Source organism: Marinilactibacillus piezotolerans, from assembly GCF_900114235.1.
Classification (GTDB): domain Bacteria; phylum Bacillota; class Bacilli; order Lactobacillales; family Carnobacteriaceae_A; genus Marinilactibacillus; species Marinilactibacillus piezotolerans.
Genome location: NZ_FOSJ01000029.1, coordinates 12,747 through 30,681 on the forward strand (window position 1 = coordinate 12,747; position 17,935 = coordinate 30,681).

The 17,935-nt window shown below is 35.9% G+C and carries 13 protein-coding genes and 1 rRNA gene; all 14 read left to right on the forward strand.

The genetic code is table 11. The features are described from left to right. Positions 1 to 147 precede the first annotated feature (147 nt). Positions 148 to 708 (forward strand): aminoacyl-tRNA hydrolase, encoded by a 561-nt coding sequence (gene pth / locus BM212_RS07850; protein WP_091897938.1) that lies wholly within the window; start codon positions 148 to 150, stop codon positions 706 to 708. A gap of 63 nt (positions 709 to 771) precedes the next feature. After that, positions 772 to 4,314, forward strand: coding sequence for a transcription-repair coupling factor (mfd, locus tag BM212_RS07855; protein ID WP_091897940.1), 3,543 nt, complete (start codon positions 772 to 774; stop codon positions 4,312 to 4,314). Beyond that, positions 4,307 to 5,893 (forward strand): putative polysaccharide biosynthesis protein, encoded by a 1,587-nt coding sequence (locus tag BM212_RS07860; RefSeq protein WP_091897942.1) that lies wholly within the window; start codon positions 4,307 to 4,309, stop codon positions 5,891 to 5,893. The genes mfd and BM212_RS07860 overlap by 8 nt, the downstream gene beginning before the upstream one ends. A gap of 25 nt (positions 5,894 to 5,918) precedes the next feature. Next, the gene (locus BM212_RS07865; RefSeq protein ID WP_091897944.1) at positions 5,919 to 6,968 is read left to right on the forward strand and encodes a MazG nucleotide pyrophosphohydrolase domain-containing protein; all 1,050 of its coding nucleotides are present in this window, start codon (positions 5,919 to 5,921) and stop codon (positions 6,966 to 6,968) included. 4 nt (positions 6,969 to 6,972) lie between these two features. Continuing rightward, positions 6,973 to 7,230 (forward strand): RNA-binding S4 domain-containing protein, encoded by a 258-nt coding sequence (locus BM212_RS07870; RefSeq protein ID WP_072693223.1) that lies wholly within the window; start codon positions 6,973 to 6,975, stop codon positions 7,228 to 7,230. 172 nt (positions 7,231 to 7,402) lie between these two features. Next, on the forward strand, positions 7,403 to 7,825 hold the full coding sequence (locus tag BM212_RS07875) for an FtsB family cell division protein (protein WP_091897946.1): 423 nt from the start codon (positions 7,403 to 7,405) through the stop codon (positions 7,823 to 7,825). A 217-nt stretch (positions 7,826 to 8,042) separates the two neighbouring features. Further along, the gene (locus tag BM212_RS07880; RefSeq protein ID WP_091897948.1) at positions 8,043 to 8,486 is read left to right on the forward strand and encodes a S1 domain-containing RNA-binding protein; all 444 of its coding nucleotides are present in this window, start codon (positions 8,043 to 8,045) and stop codon (positions 8,484 to 8,486) included. Between the two features lie 154 nt (positions 8,487 to 8,640). Further along, entirely contained in the window at positions 8,641 to 10,026 is a 1,386-nt protein-coding gene (gene tilS / locus BM212_RS07885) for a tRNA lysidine(34) synthetase TilS (RefSeq protein ID WP_091897950.1), read from the forward strand. Positions 10,027 to 10,079: 53 nt separating this feature from the next. After that, positions 10,080 to 10,616, forward strand: a complete 537-nt coding sequence (gene hpt, locus BM212_RS07890; protein ID WP_091897952.1) for a hypoxanthine phosphoribosyltransferase — start codon at positions 10,080 to 10,082, stop codon at positions 10,614 to 10,616. Positions 10,617 to 10,799: 183 nt separating this feature from the next. Further along, a complete protein-coding gene (ftsH, locus tag BM212_RS07895) occupies positions 10,800 to 12,929 on the forward strand; it encodes an ATP-dependent zinc metalloprotease FtsH (protein WP_072693213.1) in 2,130 nt (709 codons plus the stop codon). A 137-nt stretch (positions 12,930 to 13,066) separates the two neighbouring features. Next, positions 13,067 to 13,951, forward strand: coding sequence for an Hsp33 family molecular chaperone HslO (gene hslO / locus BM212_RS07900; RefSeq protein ID WP_072693212.1), 885 nt, complete (start codon positions 13,067 to 13,069; stop codon positions 13,949 to 13,951). A gap of 398 nt (positions 13,952 to 14,349) precedes the next feature. Then, a complete protein-coding gene (lysS, locus tag BM212_RS07905) occupies positions 14,350 to 15,852 on the forward strand; it encodes a lysine--tRNA ligase (RefSeq protein WP_072693210.1) in 1,503 nt (500 codons plus the stop codon). A 171-nt stretch (positions 15,853 to 16,023) separates the two neighbouring features. Next, positions 16,024 to 17,295, forward strand: coding sequence for an AI-2E family transporter (locus BM212_RS07910; protein ID WP_072693208.1), 1,272 nt, complete (start codon positions 16,024 to 16,026; stop codon positions 17,293 to 17,295). A gap of 474 nt (positions 17,296 to 17,769) precedes the next feature. Next, positions 17,770 to 17,935: ribosomal RNA gene (locus tag BM212_RS07915) — 16S ribosomal RNA — on the forward strand; the annotation flags it as partial.

Below are 17,935 nucleotides of genomic sequence, written 5' to 3' on the forward strand. Positions count from 1 at the left end.
CAAGACAACCAGCAAAGTAAGAATGATTTAATTCATTTGACGACTATGCTATACTCAATTTAAAGCAATTAAAGAAAAAAGTCTGAACGGATAACTCGTTCAGCTTTTTTGCATGTATAAGAAAACGTGAATCAAGGGAGTTTAAGGATGAAATTAATCATAGGATTAGGAAATCCAGGTGCAAAATATAAAGAAACGAAACATAATATAGGATTTATTGCATTGGATGAAATTGCTTATCAGCTGGGATTGGCATTTAATAAAAGTAAATTTGATTCTGTTTATGCAGAAGGAAGAATTGGATCAGAAAAAATTATATTGATCAAGCCGCAGACTTACATGAATGATTCCGGAAGATCTATTCGTCCGTGGATGGATTTTTATAATTTATCGGAAGAAGATATTGTAGTGATATATGATGATATGGATTTACCAACTGGAAAAATTCGTTTACGAATGAAAGGTAGTGCTGGCGGGCACAATGGAATTAAAAGTCTTATCCAGCATATTGGAACGCAGAATTTTAACAGAATTCGTATAGGTGTTGGAAGACCTTATCCAGATCAGTCTGTGATTTCTCATGTATTGAGTGGATTTGAAAAAGATGTTCATGAAGATATGCTGTCAGCGGTCAAAGTTACAGCTGATGCAGTTAAATACTGGTCAGAAGGGAAAACATTCCAGGATACAATGACTAAATATAATTAATTAAAAGCAAACTAACAAAGATAGTATGAACATTGTACGAATTTGAAAAGGAGAAGGAAACTATTGTCAACGATTACAAGTTTTTTATCAGAGAAACCCTCTGTTCAAAAGGTTTTCTCTACTATTGGACAGAGACAGACGCAATTGATTACCGGAATTGCTGGTTCTGCTAGAGCATTACTCCTTTCTTCTTTATTGAAAGAAAAACAAAAGCAGATCGTGATTATAGCACAAAATTTATATCATGCTAATCAACTGATGGCAGATTTAACTGGTCTAGTTCCTGATGACCAGTTATTTGTATTTTCAGTCGATGATATGATTCATGCTGAAATGGCGATTGCTTCGCCTGAAGCTCGGGCAGAAAGAGTGCAAGCGCTAGATTATCTTTTATCTGGGAAACCTGGGATTGTTATTATCCCGCTTTCTGGTATTAGAAAATTATTGCCACCCAAAGAAGTATTTCAAGCATCTCACATCAATATTGAACTGGGTGCCGAAATCGAGTTTGACCACTTTGGTGAATCGCTTATAGGAATGGGATATAGAAGAGAACAAAAGGTTGCTGCTCCAGGAGAGTTTAGTATCAGGGGAGGCATTATTGATGTCTATCCATTGACAGAAGAAAATCCTGTAAGAATTGAGTTGTTCGATGTAGAGGTTGATTCATTGAGATTTTTTGATGCAGATACCCAGCGCTCAATAGAAAATGTAAGTAAAATTTCTTTAATACCTGCAACAGATTTTCTAGTAACAAAAGAGCAAATGAAGCCAGCAGCTGAAAAGCTGAAAAAAGCACTATCGAGAAATTTAGCAGCTCTAACTGATAACGAAGCTAAGCAAATATTGAGTAAGCAATTAGATTCTGTGATTAGAGGATTGGAAACCGGTGAATTGACAGATGATCTAGTCAAATTCAGAGATTTTGTGTACGAAAAGCAGTCTTCTATAATCGATTATATGGCAGATGATGCAATTTTAGTAATGGATGAATATCCAAGAATTCTAGAGAAAGATGCTCTTTTGAATGAAGAAGAGGCAGAATGGGCTACTTCCCAGTTGAGCCAGCGGCTAGTTTTACAGAAACAGACTTTTTCAAACGACTTTAGAGAAGAGCTTAAAAAAAATCAACATGATACTTTGCACTTTGCTTTATTCCAGAAAGGCATGGGAGGTTTGCGTTTTGATGCAATTCATCCTTTCCAGTACCGAAACATGCAGCAATTTTTCGGGCAAATGCATTTGCTGAAAACAGAAATGGATCGCTGGGAAAAATTAGGATACACTGTAGTTGTAATGACAGCAGATGCAGAACGAGCAGATAAAGTGAATCGTACATTACTGGATTTTGAAATTCCGAGCATCCTTGCAGGAAATGGAGAAATACAAGAAAAGAAAATACAAGTTATTTCATCGACTGTTCAAAACGGATTTGAATTGCCTACTGAAAAATTGGCCGTTCTGACTGAAAAAGAACTATTTAATCGTGTCAATCGCAAGAAAGTACGTCGTCAGAATATAACAAACGCTGAAAGACTAAAAAGTTATACAGAATTGAATCCAGGAGATTTTGTTGTTCACGTTAATCACGGTATCGGAAGATACACTGGAATGGAAACAATGGAAATTGGTGGAGTCCATCAAGACTATATGTCTATCATATATGATAATGACTCTAAATTATTTATTCCAGTCACCCAAGTAAACTTGCTGCAGAAATACGTATCTTCAGAAGGGAAAACGCCTAAGATAAATAAGTTAGGCGGGACTGCCTGGGCAAAAACTAAGAGAAAAGTTGCGAGCCAAGTAGAGGATATTGCAGATGATCTGATTGAATTATATGCTGAAAGAGAAAGAAAAACTGGGTTTCCTTTTTCAGAAGATAATGAATATCAGCATGAATTCGACGAAGCATTTCCCTATACCGAAACAGATGACCAGCTTCGTTCAATTAAAGAAGTTAAACGAGACATGGAAAAAGATAAACCAATGGATCGTCTATTAGTTGGAGATGTTGGATATGGGAAAACCGAGGTCGCAATGCGGGCAATTTTTAAAGCTGTACAAGACGGAAAACAAGCGGCTATATTAGTACCGACAACTGTCTTAGCCCAGCAGCATTATGAAACCATGTTAGAACGTTTTAGCGATTTTCCAGTTGAAATTGGATTGATGAGTCGGTTTAGAACTGGACAGCAAATGAAAAAGTTAACAGAAGAATTGCGTAAAGGACAAGTAGATGTAGTAGTAGGAACCCACAGAATTTTATCTAAAGATGTTGTGTTTCAAGATTTAGGCTTACTAGTTGTTGATGAAGAGCAGCGCTTTGGAGTTAAACATAAAGAACGATTGAAGCAGTTGAAGAACGAAGTTGATGTATTAACGCTGACTGCGACTCCTATCCCTAGAACCTTACACATGTCTATGCTTGGAGTGAGAGACTTATCAGTAATTGAGACTCCGCCGGCTAATCGCTATCCCGTGCAAACTTATGTTATGGAAATGAATGGTGCCGTGGTTGGTGAAGCAATGAAGAGAGAACTGGCCCGAGGTGGACAAGTTTTTTATCTTCATAATCGTGTAAGTACGATTGACCAGAGAGCTGAAGAACTTCAGCAGCTTGTTCCGGACGCACGTATAGGTATTGCACATGGCCAGATGTCAGAAGGACAACTGGAAAATGTATTATTCGAATTTATTCAGGGAGAGTTTGATATATTAGTTACAACGACGATTATTGAGACTGGGATTGATATGCCCAATGTCAATACACTTCTAGTCGAGGATGCTGATCGCATGGGCTTGTCACAGCTGTATCAGCTAAGAGGTCGTGTTGGTCGAAGCAGTCGAATTGCTTATGCTTATTTCATGCATCAGCCGAATAAAATTTTAACAGAAGTCAGTGAAAAAAGATTACAGGCAATCAAAGATTTTACTGAACTTGGTTCCGGATTTAAGATTGCAATGAGAGATTTATCTATTCGAGGAGCTGGAAATTTATTGGGTCAGCAACAGCATGGGTTTATTGATTCAGTTGGATTCGATCTCTATTCTCAGATGTTATCAGAAGCAGTAGCTAGAAAACGAGGAGACACTGCACAGCTGCAGACGAATGTTGAACTAGATCTTTCAGTAGATGCGTATCTTCCAAGCACATACATTGAAGATGAAAGACAGAAAATCGAGTTATATAAACGTATACGTGAATTTGCTAGTGACCAGGACTATGTGGAACTCCAAGATGAATTGATTGACCGTTTCGGAGATTATCCTCAAGAAGTCTCTGATCTGTTAACAGTTGGATTGCTTAAAATGTATAGCGATAGAGCATTGATTGAAACAATTAAACGAGATAAGCAAAAGGTGGCTGTTACCTTCTCCAAAGAAGGGACGCAAACTTTACCGTTACCAGAAGTTTTCAAAGCTTTGAAAAAAATCAGTCTGAAAACAAATATGAACACAAATGACCGTTTGAGTATCGTTTTCAAGCTGCCTGTTAGATTGGTGGATAATGAATGGCTAGATTCATTAGTTTTGTTTTCCAAAAACATTTCAGAATTTCAAATGAATAAAAAAGAGGCAGTAGCAGGTAAAGGAAATGAATAGAGTGGATAATAACCATCAAAATCATATGATGCAAGGTGCTTTGGTTTTGTCGATCGCTGCTTTTATAACAAAAGTGCTCAGTGCTTTATATAAAGTTCCATTTCAGAATTTAACAGGAGATGAAGGTTTCTACGTTTATCAGCAAATCTATCCACTTTATGGTATTGCTGTTGCACTTTCCTTAAATGGTCTTCCTTTATTTGTCTCAAAAATCATTGCAGAAGAAAAAGAGCGTTCTGAACAGCAAGTCGTCATAAAGCTGATCGGAGTATGGCTGATTATAGTATCATTCATCTTATTTGCTTTTTTCTGGCTTGGAGCTGGCTGGATTGCTGGAAAAATGGGAGATGCAGAACTTTTTCCAGTGATTCGTTCAGTTTCATACATCTATTTGTTTATTCCTTTTTTATCATGTATACGCGGTTTTTTCCAAGGGAATCTAGACATGCTTCCTACCGGCATTTCGCAAGTTGGGGAACAGGTTGCTCGAATTACTGTACTGTTAGGGGCAGCATATCTTTATACACTTACCGATTGGACCGTTTATGAAATGGGCTCTTTAGCTTTAGCTTCTTCTTGGATCGCCGGGATAGTTGGATCAGTTATTCTTTTTTGGTATGTTTTCAAAAGAACAGAAAGTATGAATCTTAACAAGACATTCGATAAACAAAAATTTTTGAAGATTGGTCGAAGATTAATAATTGAAGGCTTGCCATTAACAGCAATGAGCAGCATGATGGTGCTTTTTCAGTTATTGGATTCTTTTACCGTCTACAATGGTCTGATAGATTCAGGTATTTCTGAGCGAGTGGCAATGAGTACAAAAGGAATTTACGATAGGGGACAACCGTTTGTGCAACTCGGATTAGTCATTGGGCTAGGTATCTCAACGAGTGCATTACCATTGCTTAGAAAATACAGCCAAGAAAATAAAAAGGAAGAGTGGGAAAAAATCAGCTTTACAGTTCTAAATCTGACTCTTTTATTTTCAGGAGCGGCTTCTGTTGGATTAATTGTGATTATGCCATGGCTTAATCATGCGTTATTTTCTGATGAAGCCGGAACAGGAATATTGCAGGTTTATGTAGTTAGTATTTTATTGGCTTCCCTGATCACCAGCACTCACTCTATCTTACAAAGCGAGACGAATCGGATCATGCCTGTGATCTCCTTGTTAGCCGGGTTGATATTCAAGGCGTCAATGAATCAGTTAGCAGTAAGATATGTAGGGATTATGGGGTCAAGTTATTTGACTATTGTATCTTTAATAATCGTTTTATTATTAATGAATAGTCAAATGCCAAAAAACATTTGGACTAAATTTCTTGAAAATGGAAAGATTTTTAAAATCACAACTATGCTCATCCTTATGGGTTTCTTAACATATTTGAGCCTTGAAGGACTGACGCTGATAATTCCTGATATGAGTAGATTGCTAGCACTGGTTTTGACACTTATTGGAACCTCTTTGGGTAGCGTCGTATTTATATTTGGCTTAATCTATTTTAATCTTTTGAGTGAACAAGAATGGCGATATATTCCTTTTAAAGATAAAATTGATCGTTTTATTAGTAAATAAATTATTCTCGGGAAGGAAGGTTCTAATGGGTATAATCAAAATAATTGGTTTAGGGTCATCAGAGTTGGAACAGTTACCTTTAGGTGTTTACAGAACAATCAAACAGTCAGATAAACTTTATGTTAGAACTAAAGACCATCCAATAGTTAAAGAACTGGAAGAAGAAGGCATTGAGATGTCCTTTTTTGATGAGTATTATGAAAAATTTTCCTCTTTTAAGCAGGTTTATCCTGCAATCGTAGAAAAGCTTTTGAAATTGTCAGAGAACAAGGACATTGTATATGCAGTACCGGGGCATCCAATGGTTGCTGAAAAAAGTGTTCAACTACTGCTGGAATCAGGAAAAACAGTTGAAATTGTGGGTGGAAAAAGTTTCATTGATGATATGTTCCAGGCAGTAGCTATTGATCCAGTAGATGGATTTCAGTTACTTGATGCTTTTGATTTATCTCATGATGAGATACAGACAGGCCAAGCGGTCATCGTCATGCAGGTATTCAATCAGTTGATGGCGAGTGAAGTTAAGCTGACATTAATGGAGCTATATCCAGATGATCATCAAGTATGCAGGATTGATGCAGCGGGAAGTCGATACGAAGAAATAAAGTGGATGCCTCTGTATGAACTAGACCGTTTTGAGGGTGTACACAATTTAAGGTCAGTTTATATTCCGCCGCTGAAAAGGGATGAAAGAGTCAGGTCTTTTGAATTACTGCAACTTTATATTGATGAAATAACCAGCGAAAATGGAGATGTTTGGATACGTGAACAGACTCCAAAGTCTTTGTTAGCGTATTTAAAGGAAGAAACGAATGAATTGATTCAAGCGTATGAGCAAGAAGATATGGAAAATGTAATAGAAGAACTAGGAGACGTATTACTGCAGATTCTATACCATACCAACTTAGCCGAAAAAACAGGACAATTTTCTTTAGAAGAAGTATTAGAAGCCATCAATCGTAAATTAAGAAGGAGACACCCTCATGTATTTGACGGAATCAGTGCTGAAACAGTTGAAGAAGTAAATACAATATGGCAGGAAATAAAGAAAAAAGAAAAAGAAGAGAGAAGGTAATGAAATGAGACTTGACAAATTTTTAAAAGTTTCAAGAATCATCAAAAGAAGATCAGTCGCTAAAGAAATAGCTGATAAAGATCGCATTCAGATCAATGGCAAGACAGCGAAGTCTTCAACTCAAGTAAAAGTTGGAGATGAACTGGAAATAAGATTTGGGAATAAGACAATGATTGCGAAGATTGAAGACTTAAGAGACACAACTAAAAAAGACGAAGCTAAAGAGTTGTATAGTATTATTGAAGAAAAATATAACAGCTAGAAATCACGTGAATGAATCTGCTTAATAGATAATTAGCTATAATCTTTCTGTGCATATGGGTCCAGTAAATAAGTTATATTAAATTACTGTGACAATCCTTTGCATACAGAGAGATTATTGCTATAATCACTATACTATAAGAAAAGTTATTCTTGAGAGGGTAGAGAGTGTAATGGAGAATAAAAAGCAACCGGTCATTACAAAACTGAATAACCAGTACATAGAAGAGAAGACTTTGGAGAGTATACGAAATCGAAAAAGAATTAAGTTCATTAAAAGGCGAACAACGCTGATTACAATCTGTGGGCTTTTCTTTGTTTCTCTTTTAGTTACACCACTTTTTAATAACTATCAGCAGTTACAAGAATCGACAATCGAAAAAGCAGAGGCAAAAGAACAATTAGAAGCATTAGAACTGCATCAGGAAGAACTGGATTATTATGTTGGGCTTCTTGAAAACGAGGACTATGTACTTAAGCTTGCTAGGAGTGAATACTACTTAACGAAAGATGACGAGATCGTTTTTAGTTTTCCCGAAGATAAAAATCCGGATTTTGCAGAAGCTGCAAATGGACAGTCTGAAATAGATAAGTAATGTGGTATAGAAATACGATATCATATCCATTTAGAATTCGGTTTTAGCAGTTTAAATTGTTCTAACCCCAAAATATATTAGCTCATTTAAATGATTAAAGTGGAATAATACCGAATGATTTTTGATGAATGTAGTCAAAACCTTTCTAAAACACTTTATTCTAAAATTTTAGCATGGTATAATATGGACAAATTAATTAGGAGGCAACAAAGAAAACATGTCAATTGAAGTTGGAAGCAAAGTAGAAGGTAAGGTTACCGGGATTGCGAATTTTGGTGCATTCATTGATCTGGGAGACAAGAAAACTGGATTAGTACACATTAGCGAAGTATCCGATAATTATGTAGAAAATATTAACGAAGTGCTTGAAGTTGGACAAACGGTCATGGTGAAAGTGTTGTCTATAGCGGATGATGGAAAGATAGGATTATCTATTCGTAAAGCCCAAGATAAACCTGCCGAAGAAGCTCCCAAGAAAAAAGTGCCTCAACGTGCTAAAAGCAGTAGTCAGTCAAATAAACGCAGCAATTTTTCAGCTCCTAAAAAAGAAGATTTTGACTCTTTGATGAATTCATTCTTAAAAGATAGTGAAGATCGCTTAACTTCTTTAAAACGCAATACTGAAAACAAACGTGGCGGACGCGGTGGACGCCGAGGATAAAGGGTTTGCTGATTTAAGTAAACGTCCGATCTATTAAAAAGGGTTTAGGGAGTTTCCCTAACCCTTTTTTGTTACCAACCATACAGCACATATAATAATGAAAACTCATTCTATCTGATTTTTGGGAATTAGTAATTACAGAAAGGGCCTTAAGATGAACTTAACAGATAAATTCTCTAAGTTAGTAAGAGAATGTCATTACTGGACAAGTGAAGATAAAGTGCTGATTGCCGTATCTGGTGGAGTAGATTCGATGGTCCTTCTCCATTTAGTCACTCATTTACCTAATGATATCAGACCGCGGTTTTCGGTCGCCTATGTTGATCATCAATTACGGAATACTTCAATAATAGAGCGACATGCCGTTAATAAAATAGCCGAAAACTTAGGGATTCCATTTTACTCTTATATATGGGAGAAAGAGACTCATCCGCAATCTGGAACCGAGAAGGCCGCAAGAGAAATAAGATATCATTTTTTTCATAAAGTCATGGTTGAACAAAATATAACTAAGTTGCTGACTGGTCATCATAAGAATGACCAAGTGGAGACCATTTTAATGAGAATCGTACGAGGAAGTGCAATAAACCAGTTAGTGGGTATTCACAAAAAAAGATTATTTAAAGATAAAGAAATCATTCGACCATTATTGAGATTTACAAAATCAGAGCTCTATACATATGCAAAAGCATATGAACTTGATTTTTATGAAGATGAGAGTAATACTTCATTTCAATATACTAGAAATCGTTATAGAAATAGGATTTTGCCGTTACTGAAAAAAGAGAATAAAGAAGTTGAAGACCATTTGACGAATTTTGCAGATGATCTTCAGGATTTATTGACTATAGCGAGTCCGATAATCGAAAAACAAGCAGTAGATTGTTTAACTTTTCAAGAAGATAAGGTTGAAATAAGCAAACAACATTTTATAAAGCAATCAGATAGTATGCAAAGACTAGTTCTTAAATATATGCTTGATCGGCTTTATGAGAAGACTCCGTTGCAATATAAGAGAGTCCACCTCGAAATTTTACAGGAATGGATAAGTAGTGATACGGCTAATAGTAAAATAGAGCTTCCAGGAGATTATGTAGGCATTAAAGAATACACAAAGTTTTTAATTTGCAAGCAAAACAATATAAAGATAAATCGCTTGTCTGAACCATTACAACTTGAAATAGGAAAATGGGCTGTTCTGCCTGATGGTAAAAAAATTGGTTTATTTTACTCTAATGAAATGCCTGACTTGAAAATAAATTTTGTCACCCTTTTCTTGGGTTTGGACTCTATTACTCTGCCGCTGACTATTCGCCATAGAGCTGATGGAGATCGCATGGAAATCAAGGGAATAAATGGCACTAAAAAAATTCAGAGAATCATGATTGACCAGAAACTACCCCCTTCAAAAAGAGAAGAAGCAATTCTGATAGAAGATGCAAGAAAACAGATTATCTGGCTGGTGGGATTAAAAGAGTCAGCGTTGTCTACTAAACCGATACCTGATAAAATACAGTACGTATTGATTTTAAAAGAATAGATCAACTTTTATCTATAAAAAGTATAAATTAACTAAAAAGGAGTACTATCAGCATGAAGTCAGATATGGAAAAGATTTTAATATCAGAAGAAGAAATACAGAAAAAGGTGAAAGAACTTGGAGCAATATTAGCAGAGGAATACAAAGATAAAAATCCTTTACTGGTTGGTGTACTGAAAGGTGGATTACCTTTTATGGCAGATCTGATCAAAGCTATGGAAATTTATTTGGAAATAGATTTTATGGATGTTTCCAGTTACGGGAATGAGACGACTTCTTCAGGGGAAGTAAAGATACTTAAGGATTTAGATACAAATGTAGAAGGAAGACATGTATTGTTTGTGGAAGATATCATTGATACTGGCCGTACTTTAGCGTATTTAAAGGATATGTTCAAGTATAGAAAAGCCGCTTCTGTAAAAATTGTAACTTTACTTGATAAGCCATCTGGCCGAGCAGTAGATATGACAGTTGACTGGATAGGTTTTGAAGTTCCTCATGAGTTTGTAGTCGGATATGGTCTGGATTTTGCAGAACGCTACCGTAATTTGCCATATATTGGTATTTTGAAACCTGAAATCTACCAATAAAGTCAAAAATCCTTTCTTTTACATTTTGAATAGATGAATTTTCTTTTAATAATCAAATCATCAAACAAAATTCATAGTCAAAATAGGTCAAGTATGTTAACATAAGTAAAGTATAAAACAGTATCATTTCTAAATAGTATAGACTATTTAAATAACAAAACTAATAGTTAGATGGAGGATGACATGAAGAAGGGATTTTTCAATAGTGGACTCTTCTACATCTTGGTGTTTATCGCAGTCATAGGGATTGTGTCTTGGGCGACAAGGGGTTCTGACGGTGCATCAGAGGGATTTACTTCAACTGAGTTTGTTGAATTTCTTGAAGAAGATCGAGTAGAAGAATTTACAATTCAACCAACAGGCGGTATTTATGAGATCAGTGGAGAGTTCCGAGAAGATCAAGAACCTGAAGTAGAAAATAACACAGGTGTTTCAATTTTTGGAAATGTAGAACAGGATACAACGAGTTTTACAACAGCTATTCTACAGAATGATTCTTCAGTAGAAGAAGTAATGGCTTTGGCCGACGAGAATAATGTAAAAATTCAGCCCCTTGAGGAACCATCTCTTGGTATCTGGGCGAGTCTTTTAATATCTATATTACCTTTATTTTTACTAGTTGGATTCTTGTACTTTATGATGAATCAAGCTGGGCAAGGTGGCGGCGGTGCTGGTGGTGGCCGTGGTGTAATGAACTTCGGCAAATCTAAAGCTAAAGAAAGCGACGCAAAAACAAGTAAAGTTCGCTTCTCCGATGTGGCAGGAGCAGATGAAGAAAAAGAAGAATTAGTTGAAATAGTTGAGTTTCTTAAAGATCCTCGTAGATTCTCTAACTTAGGTGCGAGAATTCCGGCAGGGGTATTACTTGAAGGACCTCCAGGAACAGGTAAAACATTACTTGCCAAAGCAGTAGCCGGAGAAGCAGGCGTTCCTTTCTTCTCTATCTCGGGTTCTGAATTTGTAGAAATGTTTGTGGGTGTTGGAGCAAGTAGAGTACGAGACTTATTTGAAAATGCTAAGAAAAATGCACCAGCAATTATCTTTATTGATGAGATTGATGCAGTAGGACGTCAGCGTGGAGCTGGAATGGGTGGCGGACACGATGAACGTGAACAGACATTAAATCAATTGCTAGTCGAAATGGATGGTTTCACAGGTAATGAAGGTGTCATCGTTGTAGCAGCTACCAACCGTCAAGATGTATTAGATCCTGCTTTACTTCGTCCGGGTCGTTTTGACCGTCGAATCCTTGTTGGTCGACCAGACGTCAAAGGACGTGAAGCGATTCTTAAAGTACACTCTAAAAATAAACCAATGGGCTCTAGTGTCGATTTAAAACAAATTGCTAAACAAACTCCAGGTTTTGCCGGAGCAGATCTTGAAAACTTATTAAATGAGGCAGCACTAATTGCCGCTAGACGTAATAGCAAACAAATCGAAGCTTTAGATGTTGATGAAGCACACGATAGAGTGATAGCTGGTCCAGCGAAAAAAGATCGTGTAATTTCTAAAGTCGAGAGAAGTATGGTTGCTTATCATGAAGCAGGACATACTATTGTTGGATTAGTATTAAATGATGCTCGAATCGTTCATAAAGTAACCATTGTTCCGCGAGGACGTGCGGGTGGTTATGCAATTATGCTTCCAAGAGAAGATCGTTTCTTGATGACTAAAAAAGAAATGTTTGAACAAATTGTTGGGCTTTTAGGTGGGCGTGTTGCGGAAGAACTTATCTTTGACTCACAATCTAGTGGAGCCTCTAATGACTTCCAGCAAGCGACACAGTTAGCCAGAAGCATGGTAACAGAATATGGAATGAGTGATCTGCTGGGTCCTGTTCAATATGAAGGCAACAGCCAAGTATTCTTAGGAAGAGATTATTCTCAATCTAAAGCATATTCTGAACAGTTCGCTTACCAGATCGATCAGGAAGTATTGAGAATTCTTAATGAAGCGCACGACGAAGCAAAACGAATCGTTGAAGAACATAAAGATGCGCATGAACTGATTGCTCAAAAATTACTTGAAGTTGAAACGCTGGATGAAAAAGAAATTAAGAGTTTATTTGAAAAGGGCGAAATGCCGGATAAACGCAGTGATAATCCAGTGGAATTTCCTCGTGAAAGCGAAGAAGCTGATAGAGATCCAGAAGAGGAGCCTATCGGTACTTCGTTTGAAGAAGTGAAAGCTGCTCGAGAAGAAAAAGAAAAAGAGCGAGAAAAAGAATTCAAAGAAAAAAATAGTGATGAAGAAGCATCAGATTCAGAAGGTAACAATACAGTTCCTTCAGAAGATGATGATAAAAACAAATAATCTTTATAATTAAAATGATAAAGGATGAGAAGAGGAGGTGGAACGTAAACCTCCTCTTCTTTCCTTGTTTAATGAAATATAGTAAGATGATGGAAAGTTCATAAATAATAATTCTAACCAGTCAAGGAGAGAATGATTTGACAGATAAATTAATAAAAGCATTAGCATATAACAATGAAATTAGAGTTTATGTAGTAGATGCAACAGAGATGGTGACTGAAGCTCAGAAGAAACATGATACTTGGAGTACAGCCACTGCAGCGCTAGGTAGAGCAATGATCGGAACCACACTGTTGGGCGCAACATTAAAAGGAAACGAAAAGATAACTGTAAGGATTGAAGGAAATGGCCCCATCGGCTATTTAGTTATAGACAGTAATGGGAAAGGCGAGACAAAAGGATACATTCATAACCCGCAAGTTAATTTACCATTGAATGGAAAAGGTAAATTAGATGTAAGAGGTGCTGTTGGCACAGAAGGAATGTTGACAGTCAGCAAAGATCTAGGAATGAAAAAGCCATTTGTCGGACAAGTTCCTTTAGTAAGTGGTGAATTGGGAGAAGATTTCACTTATTATATGGCAAACTCTGAACAGATACCATCAGCAGTAGGTGTATCTGTATTAGTTAATCCAGACGAAACAGTTAAAGCGGCAGGTGGATTTATGATACAAGTATTGCCAAATGCTAAAGAAGAAACGATCAATAAAATAGAAACAGTAATTGCTGAATTGCCATTAGTTTCCAGATTAATGGAAAATGGAGAGAAACCTGACCAGATTTTAGAAAGACTAGTAGGCAAAGACAATTATCAATTACTTGAGACTACGCCTGTTATGTTTAAATGTGACTGTTCAAAAGAACGATTCGCAGATGCAATTATTTCACTTGGAGCAGAAGAGATTCAAAATATGATAGATGAAGATCATGGGGCAGAAGCAGTCTGCCATTTCTGTCGTACGAAGTATCAATACACCGAGAATGATTTAGAGGCATTAAAAGAAGAAGCTGTTTCTTTATAAAACTATAAATTTTTAAGTAGTGCTTTGCATTCTACCTTTAAGAAGGGTAAAAGTTGTGTTAATATAATTCAGAATGAAAGTTGTCAAATGAAGAGACTCAAATGATCATATGAATCCCTAAAATAGAGATTTTAGATTCTGCGTGTACAATAATAAGAATCAAAGAATGTAGCTAGCTTACTTGAAATAATCAACTAATCAAAAAGTTGAACAGTAAAAATACTCTTATTGAGATAATTGATTCTAATTCATGGCATAAAATGATTGAAAACTTTATTTATAGATAGTCAAATAGAAATGAATAGAGAAATAATAGAATTAAATAAGGTAAAGAAAATATAAACTTAAAAAATGATTAATTCTAAAAAAGTTTGAACAGGAATGGAGCGAAGAAACGAATGACTCAAGAGCCATCAAATCAAGAAACATTAAATGATCAACTTATGGTACGTCGGGAAAAGATGAATGAATTACGCAAACGTGGAATTGACCCTTTTGGAGGCAGGTTTGAAAGAACGCATTTTTCTTCTGAGTTACAAGAAACATTTGAAGATAAATCAAAAGAAGAATTGTCTGAAAAAGAGTATTCAGTTGTTATAGCGGGTCGTTTAATGACTAAACGTGGAAAAGGAAAAGCCGGATTTGCTCATCTCAAAGATAAAAAAGGTATGATTCAGATTTATGTACGTAAAGATGCTGTAGGAGATGAAGAATACGAAAGTTTCAAAACAGCTGACCTAGGAGACTTTCTAGGTATTGAAGGTACAGTGATGAAAACCAATACTGGCGAAATAACAGTACGGGCTAAAAAACTAACTTATTTATCCAAAGCTCTGCGGCCATTGCCAGATAAATATCATGGATTAACTAATGTAGAACAAAAGTATCGTCAGAGATATCTTGATTTGATTGCGAATGAACATTCGTTTAATCGTTTCACTAAACGTAGTCAAATTATTCAAGAAATTAGAAATTATTTGAACAGTAATGATTATCTTGAAGTAGAGACTCCTTTACTGCATAATTTAGCAGGAGGTGCAGCAGCGCGTCCGTTTATTACTCATCACAACGCGTTAGATATGGAGCTATATCTAAGAATTGCCATTGAATTGCATCTGAAACGTCTAATTGTTGGAGGAATGGAAAAAGTTTACGAAATTGGTAGAGTGTTCCGTAATGAAGGAATAGATACCACTCATAACCCCGAATTTACAATGTTAGAACTTTATACAGCGTATCATGACGTGTCAGATGTCATGGATTTGACAGAAGATATGATCAAGACAGTAGCGCAAAAAGTACTAGGTACTAACGAAATTTCTTATGGTGAAGAAATAATTGAATTAGGTAAACCTTGGACACGTAGACACATGGTGGATTTAATCAAGGAACAAACCGGAATTGATTTCTGGAAAGAGATGTCTAGTGACGAAGCGCGTCAGTTAGCGAAAGATCATAACGTAGCTGTAGATGACTATGCTACTTTCGGTCATGTTGTGAATGAATTTTTTGAAACTTTCGTGGAAGAAACACTTATTCAACCTACTTTTGTCTATGGACATCCGCTAGAAATTTCACCGCTTGCAAAGAAAAACGATGAAGATCCAAGATTCACTGATCGATTTGAGCTTTTTATTTCACGTCACGAATATGCCAATGCTTTTAGTGAATTGAATGATCCAATTGATCAGCGGGAAAGATTTGAAGCACAAATGAAAGAAAAAGATCAAGGTAATGACGAAGCTCAAGAAATTGATGAAGATTTTATCGAGTCTCTTGAGTATGGTATGCCGCCAACAGGTGGTCTCGGTATCGGAATCGACCGTCTGGTTATGTTATTAACGAATGCTCATACTATACGAGATGTTCTATTATTTCCTACTTTAAAAAACATTGATTAAACATAGGCTTCTGGTTTACGTTCAAAGCATGCTTATACCGGTTTAAGTACGGGACAAGCGTGCTTTTTTTATTTTATAGAACTGATACACCCAAATCATTCGATTATGTAACGCAAATGATATAGAATAATAGAATAAGTACATTTTGTTATATAGAAAGTAGGAAATTAAATGAAAAAATCAAGATGGACTAACTTTTTAGGAGGATCGAGTCTGGTCTTCACTTTAGGAATTTTAATCATGATTGGAATTATAGTATTACTTTTTAATCAAGTTAACTTTATTTTTTATCCAATCGCCGTATTAATATCAAGTGTGTTGATGCCATTTGTAATAGCACTATTATTATATTATCTATTAAATCCAATAATTGATTTTCTAGAAAAAAGAAAAGTTAAAAGGTTATGGGGAGTAGCCCTTTTATTTATTGTTATGATCGGCCTGCTTGTACTGTTAATTGGAACATTGATTCCCTTGTTAAGCAATCAATTCAATAGCTTAATTGAAAACTTCCCTTCATTCGTTGATACAATTGTAAATACATCTTCTGAATGGTTAAAAAATGTACCATTCGGAGAACAGATCGAATCGTTTATAAACGAAGGTGAAACTTTCATTTCTCAAGTTCCTGATAACCTTAATCAGTATCTAACTAATGGACTTAGTGGAGTATCTTCAGTCGTTTCGAGTGTTACTAATGTTGTAGTTACTCTGGTTACCTTTCCGCTGATTCTATTCTTTTTATTAAAAGATGAGAAAAAAATGTCTACAGCTGTCTTATCGGCCGTACCGCCAAAATGGAGAGAAGATATTTTGCGTGTTTCTAGTGAAATCAATTCTCAAGTTGGAGCGTATATTAAGGGGCAGCTGATCATTGCTACTTCAATCGGGGTTATGATGTTTATTGGATTCCTGATTATTGACTTGGATTATGCTGGAATTTTAGCTATCATTGCAGGATTCACTTCTATCATACCTTATATTGGACCAACGCTGGCATTTATACCAGCAGTAGTCATAGCACTGATGAGCTCTTGGACTATGGTTTTGCTCTTGATTGTTGTTTGGATGGTTGTCCAATTCATAGATGGAAACCTTATAGAACCAAATGTTATGGGTAAACAATTAAATGTTCATCCTTTAACGATTATTGTTGTATTATTAGTAATAGGGGATTTATTGGGTATTTTTGGTTTGATTTTTGGAGTACCTATCTATGCAATACTTAAAGTAATTTTTGTACATTTTTTCCAGAAATTTAAAGAAAGATATAATAAGTATTATGGAGACGTAGCTGGTGAGTATGAGGTTAAATCGATTGAAGATGCAGTTCGAGGGGAAGATCATAAAGATAAACAGTACGAAGAAAACGTAAAAGAAGCAAAAGAGAATAGAGATGAAGCAAAAGAAGAAATGCATGAAGCAGATCATGAAAAAGAGTAGAAAAAACAAGAGGATAAGTAATAAAGAAGCATGTTCTTAATAAAAGAGTATGCTTTTTTTATTTTTATCTAAAAATCTATTGACTAGAAGCTGGCAACCTGTTATTATTAATCTCGTTGCTGCAAAACAAATAAAGCGACAAGCGAAAAAAAGTTTTTAGTAAATGTATTTTTTTCTTGACAACGAACAAACAATCAGATATACTTAAGTAGTTGTCATAGAGGCATGTGTAACGCTTACACAAAAAGGGTTGATAATTCTTTTTAAAAAAAGTAGTTGACATCAATTCAACAACATGGTATGATATAAAAGTTGCCGACAAACAAGGCAACGACTTATAAAGTAGTAGATCTTTGAAAACTGAACAAAGTAAAAACAACCAAATGTGCAGGGGTCTTCGATTCTTTATTGGATCAAGACAACTATCGGATGAACAAGGTTCATCCACAATTAATATAATGAGCTTTTCAAACTTAAAACGAGAGTTTGATCCTGGCTCAGGACGAACGCTGGCGGTATGCCTAATACATGCAAGTCGAACGATGAAATTCTCTGCTTGCAGAGAATGGATTAGTGGCGAACGGGTGAGTAACACGTGGGTAACCTGCCCATAAGAGGGGGATAACATTCGGAAACGGAT